Below are 18428 nucleotides of genomic sequence, written 5' to 3'. Positions count from 1 at the left end.
TTCAGGCATCGGGTGTTCAGTTATCGAGAAGACTTGCGCCGGGCCAGCGGCCTTCGTTCACCAGCGTCCGCGCCGTGTCGGCCAACACCACGCGGGTGGCCAACGCGGCGGGCGAGAGTTCGTCGTCCGACAGGCTGACCAGCAGGCTGCGCCGGCCCACGTGGGTATCGGTGATCTGGCTGCTCCGCACATCGTCCGCCGGCTGCCGCGCGAGGGCGGCGCCGGGCTGGATGGTTGCGCCCAGGCCCGCGCGGACGGCGTCCATCAACAGCGCGAGCCCGTCGACCTCGGCCACCACGTCGGGCACGATGCGGGCGCGGGCGAAGGCGGCCGTGAGGGTGGCGCGCAGGCCGTGGCCGGCACTGGGCATGATGAGCGGCACGCCGGCGAGCTGGGCCAGCTTCACCTTCGGGCCCGCAGGCCGCTTCGCGAGCCCGGCCGCGGCCAGCACGAAGAGCCTTTCGTCCAGCAGCGGCTGGATGCTCCAGCGACGCGGCGTGGAGGTCTCGAACAGCACCGCCAGGTCCAGCAGGCGCGCCTGCAGCAGGCTGGCGAGGTTGCCCGACAGCGATTCCACCAGGTGCAGCCGCACCTCCGGGTAGCGCGCCCGCATCGCCTGCATCAGCGGCAGACCCAGCACCGAGGCCGTGGTCGGCGCCAGGCCCACGCTGACATGGCCCGACAGGCGCGCCTGCTGGGCCGCCCGCACCGCCTCGTCCGCATGGCGCAGCGTGAGCTGAGCTTGCTGCAGGAAGGCGACGCCGGCGTCGGTCGGGCTGACGCCGGTGCTGCCCCGCAGCAGCAGGCGTGTACTGAGCTCGCCCTCCAACCGACTGATCTGCTGGCTCAGTGCCGACGTCACGACGCCGAGCTCGACCGCTGCGCGGCCCATGCTGCGCATTTCACACACCTTCACGAAATAGCGAAGCTGGCGCAGTTCCACGGTCGGATTGGCAAAAGCGAACGCCAACAAGTCATGCTTGATGGTACCAATGGGTTCGTCCAAGGGCTGAGCCAGTCGAACAGCGGAGCTTGGCCTGGACATCCGCACCGAGATGCGCCTTTTACCAGGCGCTCACGCGGCCGGGTCCTTCGCCCGATGGCGTGAACGGATAAGCGCGGGTCGCGTTGCGTCAATCCCGGCGGGCGTCTGCCCCGAACAATGCGACGCATGAAACGAGCCCCGAGGCTCGTCCCGCCTCACGTTGATCTGGAGACCACGCCATGAACTTCCTCGACGGTTCGCTCTTCCCCGAGAACCAGGACAAGCTCGTCATCACTTGCGCGCCGTACGGCCCGGAGTGGATGCCTTCCGACTTCCCCGAGGACATCCCGGTGAGCATCGCCGAGCATGTGCAGAAGGCGGTCGACTGCTACAACGCGGGCGCCACCGTGCTCCACGTGCATGTGCGCGAGGCCGACGGCAGCGGCTCGAAGCGCCTGTCCAAGTTCAACGAACTGCTGGCCGGCCTGCGCGAGGCCGTGCCCGAGATGATCCTGCAGGTCGGCGGCTCGATCTCGTTCGCCCCCGAAGGCGAGGGCGCCGCAGCGAAGTGGCTGAGCGACGACACGCGTCACATGCTCGCCGAACTCCAGCCGCGGCCGGACCAGGTGACCATCGCGATCAACTCAAACCAGATGAACGTGGTCGAGCAGATGTGCGAGGCCGACCTCGCCGGCACGTCGATCGCGCAGCCGGAGCTGTACCGCGCGTACCGCGAAATGACCATTCCGGCCGGCCCGGAGTGGGTCGAGGAGCATATCCGGCGCCTGTCGGCCAACGGTATCCAGACGCACTTCCAGCTCGCCAACATCACGCAGCTGGAGACGGTCGAACGGATGATGCGCCGCGGCACCTGCAACGTGCCGCTGATCCTGACCTGGGTCGCGATCGGCGGCGGCTTCGACCAGCCCAATCTGTACAACCTCGCCAACTTCGTGCGTGCGGTGCCGGACGGCGCGGTGCTGACGCTCGAGACCTCGATGCTCAACGTGCTGCCGATCAACATGATGGCGATCGCGATGGGCATGCACGTGCGCTGCGGCATCGAGGACAACATCTGGACGCAGGATCGCCGCGCCAAGATGGGCTCGGTCAAGCAGATCGAGCAGCTGGTGCGCATCTCGCGCGAGTTCGGCCGCGAGATCGCCGACGGCCAGGAGGCACGGCGCATCTACCGCATCGGCGAGTTCTACCGCAACGCCGACGAAACGCTCGCCAAGAACGGCTTCGCACCGAACCGGCGCGCCGGCCAGCGCGGCTTCCTGCAACACGCCTGATCGCCCCTCATACGCAACAAACGACGGAGACAACCGATGAACAAAACCTTCTTCCTGTCCGCGCTGCTGTGCGCCGCGGCGGGCACCGCATCCGCTCAATCCGCCATCACGCTGTTCGGCATCGTTGACGTGAACGTGCGCTACGTGCAGAACGACGGGCAGCCGAACCGCAAGGTGATGGGCACCGACGGCCTCAACAGCAGCCGGCTCGGCTTCCGGGGCACCGAGGACCTGGGCGGTGGCCTGGCCGCCGGCTTCTGGCTCGAGGGTGGCATGACGCCGAACGACGGCAGCTCCGCCGGCCTGTCGTTCAAGCGCCGCGCGACGGTCAGTCTCGTCAGCAAGCGCTGGGGCGAACTGCGGCTGGGCCGCGACTACACGCCCTCGTTCTGGACGCGCGCCTGGTACGACCCGTTCGGCGAGAACGGCTTCGGTCTGACCAGCAACGTCGATCCGCAGACGATCCAGCCGACCTACATCCGGGCCAGCAACAGCATCGGCTACATCCTGCCGAACACGCTCGGCGGCTTCTACGGCCAGGCGATGGTGGCGGCCGGCGAGGGCAGCGCCAACGGCAAGTACGTCGGCGCGCGGCTGGGGTACGCGAAAGGCCCGCTGGATGTGTCCGCGGCCGCCGCGCAGCAGAGCCTGAACTTCGGTGCCAACGCGTACAAGACCTGGGTCGTCGGTGCGCAGTACAACTTCGGCGTCGTCACGCTGGAAGGCGCCTACAACCACGACCACGTCGACATCGGCGCCGGCACCACCTACAAGCATTGGCTGCTCGGCGCCGTGGTGCCGCTCGGCCTGGGCGAGATCCACGCCTCGTACAACAGGACCGATGCCGGTTCCGGCAACGGCGCCAGGGCGCTGGCGCTCGGTTACGTCCACAACCTGTCCAAGCGCACCGCGCTGTACGCCACGGCGGCCCGCCTCGACAACCGCGGCAACTTCAAGCAGTCGATCGACTGGATCCAGGTCAGCCCGACGCCTGTTACCGTGGGCGGCAGATCCCAGGGCTACGAGCTCGGCCTTCGCCACGTCTTCTGAGGCGCTGCATCATGCACCTGCACTCCCACGACGACCGCCCCGGCGGCGCCGACGACTACCTGGTCAGCAAGCGGCAGGCCTGGTTCGCGTTCGCGATGACCTTCGGCCTGATGCTGTTCGACTACATCGATCGCCAGGTGATCGTCTCCCTGTTCCCGCACCTGAAGGCGGAATGGAACCTGAGCGACAAGCAGCTCGGCGCGCTGGTGTCGATCATCTCGATCGTCGTGGCGGTGGGCGGCATCCCGGTGGCGCTGATCGCCGACCGCTTCAGCCGCGTCAAGAGCGTGGTCGCGATGGCGGTGACCTGGAGCGTGGCGACGATCGCGTGCATGTTCACGACCAGCTACGGCCAGCTGTTCGCCGCACGCGCGATGGTGGGCGTCGGGGAGACCGGCTACGGCTCGGTGGGCGCGGCGCTGATCGCGAGCCTCTTCCCGCACCGGCTGCGCTCGGCGCTGCTCGGCGCGTTCTTCGCCGCGGCGTCGATCGGCTCGGTGCTCGGCGTCCTGCTCGGCGGGGTGATCGCCGCGAAGTTCGGCTGGAAGGCGGCGTTCGGTGCCGTCGGCGTGCCCGGTCTCGTGCTGGCGCTGCTCTACATGGCCGTGCGCGACTACAAGACCGTGCCGCTGAACCCGACGCTCGAACGCGCGACCCGCAGCACCGGCAGCGTGATCGCGCACGTTGCCGGCACCTTGATGCGCACCCGCACGCTGCTGTGGGTGTGCGTTGGCGCGGCGATGCAGCTGATCGTCGTGTCGGTCGTCTGGTCCTGGTTGCCGAGCTACCTGAACCGGTATTACGGCATCGCGCCGGACGAGGCCGCCAAGCAGTCCGCGCTGGTCGTGCTGCTCGGTGCGCTGGGCTGCGTCGTCTGGGGCGCCGTGGTCGACCGCCTGGGCCGTCGGCGCGCGCGCCGCAAGCTCGTCGCACTGGCGACCTTGTGCGTGCTGACGACGGCGGTGTTCATGGCCGCGTTCGGCGCCATGGTCCCCGGCGCGGCGCAGTTCCGCGTGATCGCCTTCGGGGGGTTCCTGATGACCTGCAGCGTCGGCGTGGTCGCGGCCGTCGCGCTCGATGTGATCCACCCCGGTGTGCGCTCGACCGGCGCCGCGGTGCTGTCGCTGTTCCAGAACCTGTTCGGCCTCGCGGTCGGTCCGTTCCTGGCCGGTGCGCTGTCCGACCTGTGGGGCCTGCAGCAGGCGATGGCCGTGATCCCGGCCTTCAGCCTGCTGGCGGCGCTGCTGTTCGTGGTCGCGTCGCGCAGCTACGAGTCCGACCTCGACCGCGTGCGCGACATCGCGCTGGCGCCGGTCGGTGCCGCTCCCGCCGGGGTCGCGCTGGCGGCCTGACGCCGTCGCCCATCCAACCCGATCGAAAGACATCTTCATGACCCAAGCCATTCGCTTCCACGCCACCGGCGGACCCGACGTCCTGCGTCTCGAAACCGTCGAGGTCGGCGATCCGGGGCCCGGCCAGGCGCGCGTGCGCCACACCCGGATCGCGGTGAACTTCATCGACACCTACTTCCGCACCGGGCGCTACCCGGCGGCCCTGCCGAACGGGCTCGGCTCCGATGCCGTCGGCGTCGTCGAGGCGGTCGGCGATGGCGTCACCTTCCTGTCGCCCGGCGACCGCGTCGGCTACATGTTCGGCCCGCTCGGCGCCTACGCGCAGGCCCGCGTGATGCCGGCGGACGTGTTGATCAAGCTGCCCGACGGCATCTCGGACGACTCCGCGTCGACCTTGATCATGAAAGGCCTGACCGTGCAGTACCTGTTCCGCCAGGTCTACCCGCTCCTGGCCGGCGACACGATCCTGTACCACGCCGCCGCCGGCGGTGTGGGCCTGATCGCGTGCCAGTGGGCGCGGGCGCTCGGGGTCACGATGATCGGCACGGTCGGCTCCGACGAGAAGGCCGAAGCCGCGCGGGCCGCCGGCTGTGCCCACGTCATCAACTACCGGCGCGAGAATTTCGTCGAGCGGGTCAGGGAGATCACCGGCGGGCAGGGCGTTCCGGTGGTGTACGACTCGGTCGGCAAGGACACGCTGGCCGGTTCGCTGGACTGCCTGCGCAAGCGCGGCACGCTGGTCAGCAACGGCACCAGTTCCGGTCCGGTCGTGATCGACACGATGCAACTCGCGATGAAGGGCTCGCTGTGGGTGACCCGCCCGGCGATGGTGGACTACGCGCTGCCGCGCCCGAACATGCTGAAGATGGCCGACGAGCTGTTCGACATGGTGCTCAGCGGCAAGATCGTCAGCGCGCCCCAGCAGCGCTTCGCGCTCGCAGATGCTGCGGATGCGCACCGGGCGCTCGAGTCGCGCGCGACGATCGGCGCGACCATCCTGACGGTCTGAACACGCCCGGTCAGCGCGCCGGCATCCGACCGCTGCGCGCCGCGCCGCGGCTGTGCGTCGCGCTGCAGCCGAACTGCGCCTGGTACCAGCGGGAGAAGCCGCTCGACGCGGCGAAGCCGAGCAGACCGGCGATTTCGGTCAGCGGCCGGTCGCTCTGCGTCACATAGCGCCGCGCCAGTTCCACGCGCTGCGCGTTGACGAGTTCGGAGAAGCTCAGGCCCTGTTCGGCGAGACGGCGCTGCACCGTCCGGCAGACGATGCCCAGGTGGTTGGCCACCTGCTCGATGCTGCAGCGCCCGCTCGGCAGCAGCAGTAGCACGGTGCGCCGCACGTCGCTCAACAGGTTCGCGGTGGCCGGGAGCGTCTGGTCGAGCAGCCGCTCGGCATAGCGGGCCATCGCCGGATCGGCCGTCGGGTTCACGGTGTCGAGTTCGTCGCGCGAGCAGACGATGCCATTGAAGTCGTGGCGGAATTCGACGCAGGGACCGAACACGCGCAGATGGGTGCGCGTGTCGCGCGGCGCCGTGTGCGTGAAGCAGACGCGGCGCGGTTGCCACTGCGGCCCGAGCACCTGGCGCATCAGCCGCAGCAGCACGCCGATCGCCAGCTCGGTTGCCTGGCGCACCGCGGTGCTGCCGCCGACCAGCACGTCCTCGCGGATCACGACGACGCCGGCCGACTCCTCGATCGCGATCGACAGCGCGCCGTTCAGCGCCGCGTGGTAGCGGATCAGCACGCCCAGCGAATCGCGCAGCGTCGGCTGGTCGCGGATCACGAGACCGACCGGCCCGAGGTTCGAGAGGTGGCGCGTCTCCGCCATCCGCAGGCCGAAGCTTTCGACGCCGGAGCGCGTGGCCGAGGCCTCGAGCAACTGGCTGACGCGGTCGGCCGGGACCATCAGGTCGGGCTCGTCGAACACCGAGGCGCTGATCGCGAAGTCGGCCATCATCCGCGGCGCATCCAGGCCGCATGCGGCGGCGATCTCGGGGTAGTTCTTGAGGCTCGCGGCGCGCACGAGCGGGGAGGGCGACATGCGTCGTGACCGGAAGGTGTCGGTGGCGCCAAATGGTAAATCGCGGTCGGCGCACGTCAAGCCGGGCCAGCCCGAGGGGGCAGACACTGCAGGGGTCGATATCCCAGAACAAGGACAGGAGACAAGCGATGAAGACCACATCGATCAAGGTCGCGCCGCTGACGTGCGCGATCGGCGCCGAGCTCAGCGGTGTCGATCTCGGCGCCGCGTCGCGCGACCCCGGATTGGCCGGCGAAATCAAGGCCTTGCTGCTGACGCACAAGGTGCTGTTCCTGCGCGACCAGCACCTCACGCGTGCCGAGCACGTCGCATTCGCCCGGTACTTCGGCGAACTGGAAGACCATCCGGTGGCCGGCAGCGATCCCGAGCACCCCGGGCTGGTGCGCATCTACAAGTCGCCGGACGCGCCCAACGATCGGTACGAGAACGCCTGGCACACCGATGCCACCTGGCGCGAGAAGCCGCCGATGGGTTGCGTGCTGCGCTGCGTCGAGTGCCCGCCGGTCGGCGGCGACACCATGTGGGCGAACATGGCGCTGGCCTACGAGAAGCTGCCCGAGACCGTGAAGACCCAGATCGCCGGGCTGCGCGCGCGGCACAGCATCGAGGCCAGTTTCGGCGCGGCGATGCCGATCGAGAAGCGCCTGGCGCTCAAGGCGCAGTTCCCTGACGCCGAGCACCCGGTGGTGCGCACCCACCCCGAAACCGGCGAGAAGATCCTGTTCGTGAACGCCTTCGCGACCCACTTCACCAACTTCCACACCCCCGCCAACGTGCGCGTCGGGCAGGACTACGCGGCCGGCGCGGCGGCACTGATGCAGTACCTGATCAGCCAGGCGCAGATTCCCGAGTACCAGGTACGTTGGCGCTGGCAACCGGGCAGCGTTGCCATCTGGGACAACCGCAGCACGCAGCACTACGCGGTCATGGACTACCCGCCGTGCCACCGCAAGATGGAACGCGCCGGGATCGTCGGCGACGTGCCTTACTGACCGCGCGCTGCTACAGCGTCGCGGCCAGCCGCGCCAGCTGGTCCGTCGCGATGCCCCATCCCTGGTGGAAGCCCATCTTCTCGTGGGCGGCGCAGTCCTCCGCGGTCCAGTGCCGTGCGCGGGCGGTGTAGCGGGTCTGGCCGGCTTCGTCCTCGAAGGTCAGGATGCCGGTGAAGAAGGCTTCGCCGACGGCACCCAGGCCGCGGTGTAGGCGTCCGTGAAGACGATGCGCTCGTTGGCGACCACGTCGAGGTACACGCCGCGGTTCGGGATCAGCGTGCCGTCGGGCGCCTGCATCGTGATGACGCTGTTGCCGCCGGCGCGCGGATCGACACGCGGCGTCGGGGGCTGACGGACAATCGCCCGAGCATGGCGAAACTCCACTTCCGCTACGCCGCGATGAACGCGGGCAAGTCCACGGCGCTGCTGCAGGCCGCGCACAACTACGAAGAGCGCGGCATGCGCGTGCGCCTGTTCACGGCCGCACTCGACACGCGCCACGGCAAGGGCGTGATCGCGTCGCGCCTGGGCCTGGCGCGCGAGGCCGAGACCTTCGGTCCGCAGACCCAGTTCGTGCGCAGCCACCTGGGTGACGACATCGCCTGCCTGCTGATCGACGAGGCGCAGTTCCTGACGCCGGTGCAAGTGAGCCAGTTGCATCGGCTCGCGCACGTCGGCGGCGTGCCGGTGGTCTGCTACGGCCTGCGCAGCGATTTCCGCGCCGAGGCGTTCCCGGGCGCGGCCGCGCTGCTCACGCTGGCCGACGACATCGAGGAGATGAAGTCGGTCTGCGCGTGCGGCCGCAAGGCCACGCTGAACCTGCGCATCGACGCGCGTGGCCAGCGCGTGCGCGAAGGCGAGCAAGTGTTCATCGGTGGCAACGAGCGCTACCGCGCGATCTGCCCGGCCTGCTTCTACCAGGACGACGAGCTCGGCCCGGCCGGCGCTCCGGGCCTGTTCGCCTAGGGACGCGGCCGGTCAGTCGTGCGGTGCGGCCAGCTGCTCGCAGTAGTGGATCAGTTCGTCCACCTCGCTCGACTTGTCGAACACCCGGCTCGCGCCGAGTTCGAGGCAGCGGCGCTGCATGTCGGCGGTCGCGTAGTTGCTCAGCACGATCAAGGTCATCGGCATGTGCAGGTCGCGTGCGGCGCGCAGCACGCCGAGGCCGGAGCCGGCCTTCAGGAAGATGTCGACGATCACCACGTCGCAGCCCGGCGGGTTGCAGCGCGCGCCCAGCCATTCGACCGCGCCACGCTCGTCCTCGGCGACTCCGACCACCTTGACGGGCGCCAGCTCTTCGAGTGCCGCGACCAGGTTCTTCTGGATCACCGGACTGTCTTCGACGAGGAATGCTTTGAGGGTGGTCATGGGGGATCGTCCGGCCCGTGGGGACCACGTGCCAGTTGAGCCATAGGTTAGCGCCGGCGCCACCGGGCGCCCGTAGGACGCGACGCTGTCGAAACGTCCAATTCCGGGCAAGCGCCCGGCAGCGATCACCCCGTCGCCACGCCCGCCAGGCGGTTGACCAGCGCCGGATCGCGGCCGAGCTTGCCGGCCGCGGCCAGCAGCTCGCCCCAGGTCGTGGCATCGACCGGGATCCCGTGGGCGAGCCGCTTCGCGCGGGTCTCGCGCTCGGGTTCGCCGGCGACGCGGACGCGGTCGGTGCCCGCCTGCGCGGGCGACTCGACCACCCAGTCCAGGAAGGCCTGCATCTCGGGCCCGTAGACCGCGCTTTCGCCGAGGCGGGCCGGATCGAACAGGATCGTCAGCATGCCGTTCAGCACCCGTTGCCTGCCGTCCGTGGGGCCGTGCACGGCCAGCCCGCCGGCCAGTGCACCGCCCAGCAGCTCGCACACCAGGGCCAGGCCGAAGCCCTTGTGCTCGCCGAAGGTGCGCAGCGCGCCGAGCGGTTCGATCACGCCGTAGCGCGGGTCGGTCGTCGGATTGCCTTCGTTGTCGAGCAGCTGACCCGGCGCCAGCGCTTCGCCCTTGTTGTGCGCGACCCGGGTCTTGCCCTGCGCGACCACGCTCGTGGCCAGGTCGAGGATCACCGGGTCCCGGCCCGCGACCGGGATGCCGACCGCAAACGGATTGGTGCCGAAGCGCGCATCGCGTCCGCCCCAGGGCGCGACGATCGGCCGCGAGATCACGTTGACGAAATGCACCGAAACCAGGCCTGCTTCGACCGCCATCTCCGCCCACGCGCCGATACGGCACAGGTGGTGCGAATTCGCCAGCGCGACGATGCAGCTGCCATGTTCCCGGGCGCGCGCGATGCCGAGCGCCATCGCCTCGTGGCCGATCACCTGGCCGAAGCCGGCGCGGCCGTCGAGCGCGAGCAGTGTGCCGCTGTCGAGCCGGGTCTGCACGTGCGCATTCGGCACGAGCCCGCCTTCGAGGAAGGCGTTCGCGTAGCGCGGCAGCATGCCGATGCCGTGCGAATCGTGCCCGGTCAAATTGGCCTGGATCAGGTTGTCGGTGACCAGCTCGATCTCGGCCGGCGCGCTGCCGAAGCCGAGCATCAGTTCGCGCACCGCGGCGCGCAGCGGTTCGACCGCGATCGTGTGCACGGCGGCCGTCACGATGCGTGCTCCGTCGCCCAGGCCCGGTAGCGCGCCTGGTTCTCGTCGTTCGGCGGGTACAGGCCCGGCAGCGGCACGCCGGCCTCGACCTGGCCCATGATCCAGCCCTCGAGCCGCTCCTGCTCGACCGCGGCGGCGATGACGTCGTCGAGCAGGGCCGCAGGGATCAGCACCGCGCCGTCGGCGTCGACCACGATCACGTCGTTCGGGAACACCGCGACCCCGCCGCAATCGATGGCCTCCTGCCAGCCGACGAAGGTCAGGCCGGTCACGGACGCGGGCGCCGCGGTGCCCTGGCACCACACCGGCAGGCCGGTGCCGAGCACGCCGGCCAGGTCGCGCACGACGCCGTCGCTGACCAGCGCCGCGACGCCGCGCTTTTGCATCCGTGCACACAGGATGTCGCCGAAGATGCCGGCGTCGGTGACGCCCATCGCGCCGACCACCGCGACGCAGCCGGCCGGCATCGCCTCGATCGCGGCGCGCGTCGAGATCGGGGAGGCCCACGAGGCGGGCGTCGCCAGGTCCTCGCGCGCCGGCACGAAGCGCAGCGTGAAGGCGCGCCCGGCGATCCGCGGTTGCCCCGGCGCGAGCGGGCGGGTGCCGCGCAGCCAGACGTTGCGCAGGCCCTTCTTCAGCAGCACGGTGGTGATCGTCGCGGTGGCGATGCGTTGCAGCGCGTCGATCGCGGCGGGATGGAGAGGCAGCGGTTCAGGGCCCATCGAGATCCTCCTGTGTGATGAGGCCCGATTCTGCCGTGGCCATCTAGCGCCGGCCGTTGCGTCGCACCATCGCGAGCGGGCGCTTGCCTTTCAGCTGCCGTTCGATGCCGTCGTTCAGGCTGCTGCGCAGCGCGATCACGGCCTCGAGGTGGCCGTAGACGCCGGGGAAACGCAGGTCGAGCCACAGCCACAGCGTGCAGGCGCGCAGCGCCTGTTCCATGCGTTCGAGCCGACTGTGGCCGTCGACCTCGTCGAGGAACCACGGCGAGCCGGCGCGACCGGTCAGCGCGTGGCTGGCGGCCCAGTCGAGGTAGGCCTGCACCTGCGACTCGGTGCGGGTGTCGACCGGCGCCTGCGCGTAGACGAAGCGCTCCTTCAGCGTCAGCGTCGGCGCGACGCGGTCGAGCTGCTCGGCCAGCTCGAGCATCTGCTCGAGTTCGGCGACCGCGAAGTGCGCGTCGTCGAGCTTGAGCTGCTGCATGAACACGTCCAGCACCTCGCGCAGCTTCGTCTTGTGCAGGCGCGACGAGATCGTGTCGACATGCCAGCCGTTCGGGGCGACCGGCGCCTTGAAGTCGTCCGGCGCCATCGGCGTCTTGTGCAGCAGTTCCTTGAGCTGGCGCGCGGCCTGCGGCTCGGCTTCCTTCAGCACGCCGGCAAAGCCTTCCTCGTGCATGCCGTAGCGGCCGGCGCGGCCGGCGATCTGGTGGACCTCGGACTCGCTCAGCGGCCGGTCGGCCTGGCCGTCGAACTTGGTCATCGTGCTGAACAGCACGCGCCGGATCGGCAGGTTCAGGCCCATGCCGATCGCGTCGGTCGCGACCAGGATGTGCGATTCGCCGGTCGCGAAGCGCTCGGCCTCGCGCCGCCGCACCTCCGGCGGCAGCGCGCCGTAGATCACCGAGACCGGGTGGCCGCCGGCGGCGATCTGGTCGCGAAGGGTCAGCACGTCGCGGCGGCTGAACGCCACGACCGCATCGCCGAGCTTCAGCGAGGCGATCGGCACCGGCGCCGCGAGCAGCTGCACGTGCTGCTTGCGCTCGAAGTGCCTGACCTCGCAGCGCTCGCCGCACAGGCCGAGCAGGTTCTCGATCGCCGGCACGGCGTAGGCCGAGCAGATGATGATCACCTCGCGCGCGGGCACCGCGACGATCGCCTGCGTCCAGGCCCAGCCGCGCGACGGGTCGAAGATCATCTGCGCCTCGTCGATCACCGCCACGTCGATCGGCTTGTTGGTCGCGACCATCTCGATCGTGCTGGAGACGACGCGCGCGCCGTCGGCCGGCACGTTCTCCTCGCCGGTCAGCAGCGAGGTGGGCACGCCGCGGCCGACGAGCCGGTCGCGCCCTTCGAGCGCCAGCAGGCGCAGCGGCGCGAGGTAGGCGCCGTCCAGCGCCTGCGCGAGGCGCTCGAACGCAGCGTGGGTCTTGCCGCTGTTCGGCGGGCCGACGTACAGCGTGACCCGGCGCTGCAGCTGGCGCGCCTTCTGGAACGTGTCCGGGTAGCCCTGGAACGCCAGCTCGGTGTTGAGGCCCTCGAGCGTCTGCAGTTCGGTGACCTGGTGCTCCCAGCGTTCCTGGGCGCGGTTGCACGCGGCTTTCAGGTCGGCCAGCGGCTGCGGCGTCGAACACTCCGCCTGCAGCCGCGGCAGCAGTGCCTCCAGGTGACCGGGTTGATGAGACTGGCTGCGCGCGATCAGCGTTTCCAGGTGCGCGATCAGCTCGACGGCGTCCGGATAGGCCGGCGGCTTGCCGAGGGCCGCGAGCAGCGCGGCCTTGTCGCCGCTGCGGTAGAACGCCCAGACCGCGTCGGCAGCCACCGGCACGCGGAACAGCACCGGCACGCGCCAACCCGGCGGCGACAGTTGCAGCGCGTGGCTGATCAGCCGGGTCCATTCGCCGGCGCGGCGCGCGACGCCGAGCGCCTGCAGCGCGGTGCCGCGCCCCAGCATCAGCGGCCGCACATCGGGGCCGGTGCCGACGGCGTCGAGGTGCGCGAGCGCGGTGTCGATCAGGCCCGGCTCGATCCAGCGGCTCGGGCGCGCGCCGGCCACCGGCTTCTGCAGCAGCACGAAGCCGAGCTTGTCGAGGTGCTCCTCGAACCCCGCCTGGCGGTCGTCGATGTAGTCGCCCGGCTTGACCACCTGCGGCAGCGTGTAGGCGGCCTGGCGGATGCGGTTGAACTGGGCCTTGTCGAGGTGGGCCGGCAGCCGGGGGGCGTGGCGCGGGTTCGGAAGCGAGGGCAGGGCGGCGGTCGGAGCGGTGTGCGTGGGCATTGCCTCGATTGTCGTGGACTTCCGATTGGCCTTGAACTCGGCCCGGCCGCCCCGAGTTGGGGAGCATGGGTTCGCACCGCCGAACCCGTTGCTGGAGCCCCCACGATGTCCGCCGCACAGATCGAAACACTGAAGAACCGCCTCGAGACCGTCATCGCGCTTGCGCGCCTCCTGGAACGCGTGGAGCACGACGCACCCGCGATCGGCGCCGAGCAGTATCGGACGCTGGTCCGCCAGCTGAGCGTCGTGCTGGCGCAGGAGATGCCGGACCAGGCGCTGCAGGCGATCCTCGGCGCGCACCCCGCCGCTGCCGAGGTGTACGAGAACTTGCACTACGCCCAGTCGGGCCTGTCGCGCTCGTCGCTGGAGGCGTCGATCGAGTCGGAGAAGGCGGCGCGTCAGGTCCTCGCGCGCGCCGCGCAGCGCGCCTGAACGTCACATCGACGGGTGTGCATCGTTCCGCGCACTGAGGCGTACAGGGCCACGCCGGCGGAAGAATTCACGCTTCTCGGGATTTGACGCCCCGGCTACCGTCACGGCGGCCGCGCCGCGTCGATGCTGGGCTCCGATCTCCGCCTTTGCGTCGTCCCATGCTGCAGTTGTCCCGCCCCATCGCTCCACCCGCACGCCCGACGGATGACCTCCGGATCTCGGGCGTCACGTTCGACACCGGTTCGGTGCGCATCGCGCTGGCCAACCGCCGGGCATTCGACCTGGACCTCCACCGCTACCCGCCGCTGCTGCGTGCCAGCTTCGAGCAGCGCCTCGGCTGGGTGCTCGTCGATGGCGGCCACGGGCTGGCCTGGCCGGAACTCGGCCTGGGCACCCGGGCAGTCGAGGGGCTGATCAACAGCCGCCAGCTCGTGCGCCAGGCCGCGACGCCGCGGCTCGTCGGTGCGCCGGCCGTCGGGGTCGCGTAGCGGGCATCTGCGCGCCGCCGTCTCGGCCTGCGACGCGGCCCCGCTGTCGGACGACTCCGACGCGCAAACGCGCTGCCCGCGGCTCGCGCTGTCGCTCCGGTGAGCGTCCACTGGGTGACCACTCCCGGAGACACCCATGAACCGACCCGACTCACGCGAACGCGAGAGCACCGATCCGCAACGCGAGGCGTTGCGCGAATCCGAGAAGGACGCGAGCGCCGAACAGCCCGAGAACTTCAAGGACGCGCAGACCGACGCCAAGGTGGTCGAAGTGCTGCCGATCGAGCCGCAGCATTCCGGGGCGATCAAGGGCATCGATCCGGATCGGAAGTGAGACGCTACACGGCGTAACCCGGGTCGTCGCCGTCAGGCTCTAATCGCCGGCATGCGACGCACCCTGGTTCTGACCTTTCCGCTGCTCGCGATCGTGGGCGCGTGCGGGACGCGCCCTGCACCGGTGCCGGTCGCACCCGTGCCCTCAGGCTCGCCTGCGCCAGCCGCGCCGCCTCACGCGGGACCGCTCGTCACCGAGCAGTTGCGCCTGGCCGAGCTGTTTCGCGGCACGCCGGTCGTGTTCTCGCTGCAGCAGGACGGCAGCCTGCGCGCGACGATCCCGCGGCGCTTCAGCTTCGACGCCGGGGCTGCACAGGTCAAGCCGCCGCTCGCCGCAGTGCTCGACCGGCTCGCGAAGAGCCAGCGGCTCGCGACGTCCCGCTTTCGCGTGGCGGCGCCCGCCGACCCGGAAGTGCGCGGTCCCGCGCTCGCGCGCGAGCGCGCCGCGCGCGCACGCGATCACCTGATCGGTCAGGGCATCGCCGCGGCGCGGATCCAGGCGACGGGCGCGACGCAGATCGAGCTGGTCGAGATCCTCGTGACCGAGCCACCGCGCTGAACGCGGCGCGCCCGGTCAGTCGGCATCGGTGCGCGTGTAGCGCTTGGCGCGCAGGTTCTTCTTGATCTCCTGCAGCATCGGCCGCAGTTCGCCCGGCAGGCGAAGCGCGACCGCGGTGGTCAGGATGTCGATCACCATCAGGTGCAGCAGGCGCGACACCATCGGGCTGTAGCGGTCGTAATCCTCGGGGTGGTCCACCGCCAGCAGGATGTGGTTGCCGGTCAGCGCCACCTGCGCCAGCGGCGAGCCGCTCGCGGTGATCACGATCAGCGTCGCGCCCTTCTTGCGCGCGATCTCCGCCGCGTCGAGCAGGTCACGGCTGTGGCCGGAGTTGCTGATGATCACCGCGCAATCGCCGGGTGCGAGCATCGTCGCGCTCATGACCTGCACGTGGCCGTCGCTGACCGCGGTGGCGCGCACGCCGAGGCGAAAGAACTTGTGCTGCGCGTCCTGCGCCACGATGCCGGAGTTGCCGACGCCGTAGAACTCGATCCGCCGTCCGTGGCGGCCCGCTTCGGTGAGCGCGGCGATCGCCCGCTCGAATGCACCGGTGGCCGCGTCGTTGCGGTACTTGAGGAACGCGCTGACCGCGTTGTCGATCACCTTGACGACGATGTCGCTGCTCTTGTCGTCCTCGTCCACCGAGCGGTGCACGAACGGCACGCCCTCGTTGACGACGCCGGCGAGCTTGCGCTTGAAGTCGGTCAGCCCGTCGTAGCCGACGCTGCGGCAGAAGCGCACCACGGTCGGTTTGCTCACATGCGAGCGTTCGGCCAGGTCGACTACCGGCAGGCTCGCGAAGGCGCGCGGGTCCGCCAGCACGAGCTTGGCGACGCGCTGCTCGGCCGGGGGCAGCGCGGGAATCGAGGCGCGGATGCGGTCCAGCATCGTCGTTCCTACTGCTCTTCGGACCAGGCGTAGCCGTCGCGGGCGACGAGCGCGCTCGCGGCGGCCGGGCCCCAGGTGCCGGCGGCGTACGGGCGCGGGCCGGTCGTGTCGCGCGCCCAGGCGTTCAACACGGGCTCGACCCAGCGCCAGGCCTGCTCCTGCTCGTCGCTGCGCACGAACAGGTTCAGGCGCCCGGCGATCGCCTCGAGCAGCAGCCGCTCGTAGGCGCCGACCCGGTTCTCGGCGAAGGCCTTGTCGAAGTCGAGATCGAGCGAGACCGGCGAGAGGTTCTCGTGCTGGCCGGTGCCCTTGGCGGCGAGCAGGTGCAGCTCCAGCCCGTCCTCGGGCTGCAGGTTGATCACCAGCTTGTTCGGCTGGTTGACGCCCGGGAAGATGTTGTGCGGCGTGGCGCGGAAGTTCACGACGATCTGCGCCTCGCGCGACGCCAGCCGCTTGCCGGTGCGCAGGTAGAAAGGCACCGATGCCCAGCGCCAGTTCTGCACCTCGGTGCGGATCGCGACGAAGGTCTCGGTCGCGCTGCCCGGCGGCACCTTCGCCTCCTCGAGGTAGCCGGCGGCTTTCTTGCCCTGGGCATTGCCGGCGCGGTACTGGCCGCGCACCACGTCGCGCGCCACGCTCTCGTCGGTGAACGGCTTGAGCGAGCGCAGCACCTTCAACTTCTCGTCGCGGATCGCGTCGGCGTCGTTGCGGCTCGGCGGTTCCATCGCGACCATCGTCAGCAGCTGCAGCGCATGGTTCTGGATCATGTCGCGCAACGCGCCGGTCTTGTCGTAGAAATCGCCGCGGGTGCCGACACCGAAATCCTCGGCGATCGTGATCTGCACGTTGGCGATGCTCTCGCGCCGCCACAGCGGCTCGAACAGCACGTTCCCGAAGCGCAGCGCCATCAGGTTCTGCACCGACGGCTTGCCGAGGTAGTGGTCGATGCGGAACGCCTGCTCCTCCTTGAACACCGAGCGCACGACGCGGTTGATCTCCTGCGCGCTGGCCAGGTCGTGGCCGAGCGGTTTCTCGAGCACGACGCGGATCTTCGGGCCGTTCAGACCGACCACGCCAAGCTGCTCGCAGATCTGCGGGAACAGGTACGGGCTGGTCGCCAGGTAGAGCACCACGGTGTCCGCATCGCGCTCCCCGAGCCACTCCTTCAGCCGCACGTAGTGATCGGGCTGCGACAGGTCGAGGCGGCAGTAGTGCAGCATGCCGGCGAACGCGGCGAATTCCTCGTCGCTGGGGCGCTTCGCCAACTCGACGTCCTGGAAGCGTGTCTTGAGCCAGGCGCGGTATTGTTCGTCGGTCTGATCGTCGCGCGCGACGGCCAGAATGCGGCCTGCGGGCGGCAGCTTGCCGTGGCGGAAGGCCTGGAACAGCGCGGGCATCAGCTTGCGCCAGGTGAGGTCGCCGGTGCCGCCGAAGAAAACGAGGTCGAATGACATGCGAGTGAGCGCGCCACCGAGGGCGCATGTAACTTAGTTTCAGTGTTTATCATGCCCATGTTTCTGGCGCAGGTCAACGGAGGCGTTCTGTGATGGATTTTTCGACATTCATCGGCCGGGCGTGGGACGAGCACGCCGACGCGCCGCAAGGCGTCGCCGACCGACTCGAGACGGGCGTCGCGCTCGTGACCGACGAAGGCGAGCTGATCCAGTTGCTGAACCTGGCGCATCACCTGCACGGCGAGCACCTCGATTCGTGGGCGCAGGGCATCGCGGTCATCGAGCGCTTGTGTGACGCGCCGGTGTTCGTCGCGGACGGCCCGAGCGGTCAGGCCGCGCGGCGGTTCATGGCGAGCCTGCGCCTGTCGGGCGGACAGCCCGGGGGGCTCGACGGGTTCACGCCATCGGACCGCGCCCGGGTATTCGCGATGGCGGCATCCGCTCTGGCCAGCCGCGACGCCTTGCGCGCTGGCGGCTGGCTTCGCGACGCGCTCGACTTGGCGCAGCGCGAGGAACTTCCAGCCGGCGATCCGACGCACCGGGCGCTCGCCGTCACCGGCAACAACATCGCCTGCACGCTCGAAGAGAAGCGCGACCGAAGCGATGCCGAACGCGAGCTGATGATTCTCGCGGCGCAGACCACGCGCCGGCACTGGGCCATCGCCGGCACCTGGCTGGAAACCGAACGCGCCGAGTACCGCCTCGCCAACACCTGGCTGCAGGCCGGCGACCCGGCACGCGCCCGCGAGCATGCGCAGGCCTGCCTCGAGATCATCCATGCGAACGGCGGCGCGGCGCTGGAGCGCTTCTTCGGCTGGGAGGCGCTGGGCTTGGTCGAGCGCGCCGCCGGCAATGCGACCGGGCATGCGCAGGCGCTGGCGCGGGCGCGCGAGGCCTTTGCCGAACTCGACGAATCCGACAAGTCCTGGTGCGCGCCGAGCCTCGACAAGCTCGCCGCCTGATGCGGGTTTGCGCGGCG

The 18428-nt window shown here is 70.1% G+C and carries 21 protein-coding genes; 11 read left to right on the top strand and 10 right to left on the bottom strand.

The genetic code is table 11. The annotated features are described in order from the left end of the window. Positions 1 to 16: 16 nt before the first annotated feature. Positions 17 to 943 carry a LysR family transcriptional regulator gene (locus tag ACWH49_RS07110; protein ID WP_448174324.1) on the bottom strand — a complete coding sequence of 309 codons (927 nt, stop codon included), beginning with the start codon at positions 941 to 943 and terminating at the stop codon, positions 17 to 19. Between the two features lie 281 nt (positions 944 to 1224). Between ACWH49_RS07110 and ACWH49_RS07105 the strand changes: the two genes are divergently transcribed. The 4 genes from ACWH49_RS07105 to ACWH49_RS07090 are packed head-to-tail and all read left to right on the top strand — an operon-like array spanning position 1225 to position 5691. Further along, entirely contained in the window at positions 1225 to 2280 is a 1056-nt protein-coding gene (locus tag ACWH49_RS07105) for a 3-keto-5-aminohexanoate cleavage protein (RefSeq protein WP_448170820.1), read from the top strand. A gap of 36 nt (positions 2281 to 2316) precedes the next feature. Then, positions 2317 to 3330 (top strand): porin, encoded by a 1014-nt coding sequence (locus ACWH49_RS07100; protein ID WP_448170819.1) that lies wholly within the window; start codon positions 2317 to 2319, stop codon positions 3328 to 3330. Positions 3331 to 3341: 11 nt separating this feature from the next. After that, positions 3342 to 4682, top strand: coding sequence for an MFS transporter (locus ACWH49_RS07095; RefSeq protein ID WP_448170818.1), 1341 nt, complete (start codon positions 3342 to 3344; stop codon positions 4680 to 4682). A gap of 37 nt (positions 4683 to 4719) precedes the next feature. Beyond that, a complete protein-coding gene (locus ACWH49_RS07090) occupies positions 4720 to 5691 on the top strand; it encodes a quinone oxidoreductase family protein (RefSeq protein WP_448170817.1) in 972 nt (323 codons plus the stop codon). 10 nt (positions 5692 to 5701) lie between these two features. Here ACWH49_RS07090 and ACWH49_RS07085 read toward each other — a convergent pair whose 3' ends face one another. Further along, positions 5702 to 6724, bottom strand: coding sequence for an AraC family transcriptional regulator (locus tag ACWH49_RS07085; protein ID WP_448170816.1), 1023 nt, complete (start codon positions 6722 to 6724; stop codon positions 5702 to 5704). Positions 6725 to 6867: 143 nt separating this feature from the next. Here ACWH49_RS07085 and ACWH49_RS07080 point away from each other — a divergent pair, with 143 nt between their 5' ends. Then, positions 6868 to 7716: a TauD/TfdA dioxygenase family protein gene (locus ACWH49_RS07080; RefSeq protein ID WP_448174323.1), complete on the top strand. Its 849-nt coding sequence runs from the start codon at positions 6868 to 6870 to the stop codon at positions 7714 to 7716. A 10-nt stretch (positions 7717 to 7726) separates the two neighbouring features. Here ACWH49_RS07080 and ACWH49_RS07075 read toward each other — a convergent pair whose 3' ends face one another. Further along, on the bottom strand, positions 7727 to 7879 hold the full coding sequence (locus ACWH49_RS07075; RefSeq protein WP_448174322.1) for an SRPBCC domain-containing protein: 153 nt from the start codon (positions 7877 to 7879) through the stop codon (positions 7727 to 7729). Continuing rightward, positions 7876 to 8013 carry a hypothetical protein gene (locus ACWH49_RS07070; protein ID WP_448170815.1) on the bottom strand — a complete coding sequence of 46 codons (138 nt, stop codon included), beginning with the start codon at positions 8011 to 8013 and terminating at the stop codon, positions 7876 to 7878. Before ACWH49_RS07070 ends, ACWH49_RS07075 begins: the two co-directional genes overlap by 4 nt. 72 nt (positions 8014 to 8085) lie before the next feature. Between ACWH49_RS07070 and ACWH49_RS07065 the strand changes: the two genes are divergently transcribed. Further along, positions 8086 to 8682 carry a thymidine kinase gene (locus tag ACWH49_RS07065; protein ID WP_448170814.1) on the top strand — a complete coding sequence of 199 codons (597 nt, stop codon included), beginning with the start codon at positions 8086 to 8088 and terminating at the stop codon, positions 8680 to 8682. 12 nt (positions 8683 to 8694) lie between these two features. On the opposite strand, the gene ACWH49_RS07060 is transcribed toward ACWH49_RS07065, so the two are convergent. From ACWH49_RS07060 to ACWH49_RS07045, 4 genes are all read right to left on the bottom strand, one after another. After that, positions 8695 to 9084 (bottom strand): response regulator, encoded by a 390-nt coding sequence (locus ACWH49_RS07060; RefSeq protein ID WP_448170813.1) that lies wholly within the window; start codon positions 9082 to 9084, stop codon positions 8695 to 8697. A 125-nt stretch (positions 9085 to 9209) separates the two neighbouring features. After that, positions 9210 to 10298, bottom strand: a complete 1089-nt coding sequence (locus tag ACWH49_RS07055) for a malate/lactate/ureidoglycolate dehydrogenase (protein ID WP_448170812.1) — start codon at positions 10296 to 10298, stop codon at positions 9210 to 9212. After that, a complete protein-coding gene (locus tag ACWH49_RS07050) occupies positions 10295 to 11020 on the bottom strand; it encodes a ribonuclease activity regulator RraA (protein WP_448170811.1) in 726 nt (241 codons plus the stop codon). Before ACWH49_RS07050 ends, ACWH49_RS07055 begins: the two co-directional genes overlap by 4 nt. 43 nt (positions 11021 to 11063) lie before the next feature. Then, positions 11064 to 13295 carry a helicase-related protein gene (locus tag ACWH49_RS07045; RefSeq protein WP_448170810.1) on the bottom strand — a complete coding sequence of 744 codons (2232 nt, stop codon included), beginning with the start codon at positions 13293 to 13295 and terminating at the stop codon, positions 11064 to 11066. Positions 13296 to 13400: 105 nt separating this feature from the next. Here ACWH49_RS07045 and ACWH49_RS07040 point away from each other — a divergent pair, with 105 nt between their 5' ends. The 4 genes from ACWH49_RS07040 to ACWH49_RS07025 all read left to right on the top strand — a co-directional run bounded on the left by ACWH49_RS07040 (position 13401) and on the right by ACWH49_RS07025 (position 15107). After that, positions 13401 to 13727, top strand: a complete 327-nt coding sequence (locus ACWH49_RS07040) for a hypothetical protein (protein WP_448170809.1) — start codon at positions 13401 to 13403, stop codon at positions 13725 to 13727. Between the two features lie 158 nt (positions 13728 to 13885). Further along, complete coding sequence (locus ACWH49_RS07035; RefSeq protein WP_448170808.1) at positions 13886 to 14215, top strand: DUF2442 domain-containing protein; 330 nt, start codon at positions 13886 to 13888, stop codon at positions 14213 to 14215. 136 nt (positions 14216 to 14351) lie between these two features. Next, positions 14352 to 14549, top strand: a complete 198-nt coding sequence (locus ACWH49_RS07030; protein ID WP_448170807.1) for a hypothetical protein — start codon at positions 14352 to 14354, stop codon at positions 14547 to 14549. Between the two features lie 51 nt (positions 14550 to 14600). Beyond that, on the top strand, positions 14601 to 15107 hold the full coding sequence (locus ACWH49_RS07025) for a hypothetical protein (RefSeq protein WP_448170806.1): 507 nt from the start codon (positions 14601 to 14603) through the stop codon (positions 15105 to 15107). 15 nt (positions 15108 to 15122) lie between these two features. Here the strand turns inward: ACWH49_RS07025 and ACWH49_RS07020 are convergent, their stop codons facing one another. Both ACWH49_RS07020 and zwf read right to left on the bottom strand, forming a co-directional pair. Continuing rightward, on the bottom strand, positions 15123 to 15995 hold the full coding sequence (locus tag ACWH49_RS07020; protein ID WP_448170805.1) for a MurR/RpiR family transcriptional regulator: 873 nt from the start codon (positions 15993 to 15995) through the stop codon (positions 15123 to 15125). 8 nt (positions 15996 to 16003) lie between these two features. Next, positions 16004 to 17449: a glucose-6-phosphate dehydrogenase gene (zwf, locus tag ACWH49_RS07015; protein ID WP_448170804.1), complete on the bottom strand. Its 1446-nt coding sequence runs from the start codon at positions 17447 to 17449 to the stop codon at positions 16004 to 16006. Positions 17450 to 17541: 92 nt separating this feature from the next. Here zwf and ACWH49_RS07010 point away from each other — a divergent pair, with 92 nt between their 5' ends. Continuing rightward, complete coding sequence (locus ACWH49_RS07010; protein ID WP_448170803.1) at positions 17542 to 18411, top strand: hypothetical protein; 870 nt, start codon at positions 17542 to 17544, stop codon at positions 18409 to 18411. Positions 18412 to 18428: the final 17 nt, after the last annotated feature.

The organism is Rhizobacter fulvus (genome assembly GCF_964020785.1).
Note: the sequence above shows the minus strand (reverse complement) of the source record. Positions and strands in the feature narration are given on the sequence as shown.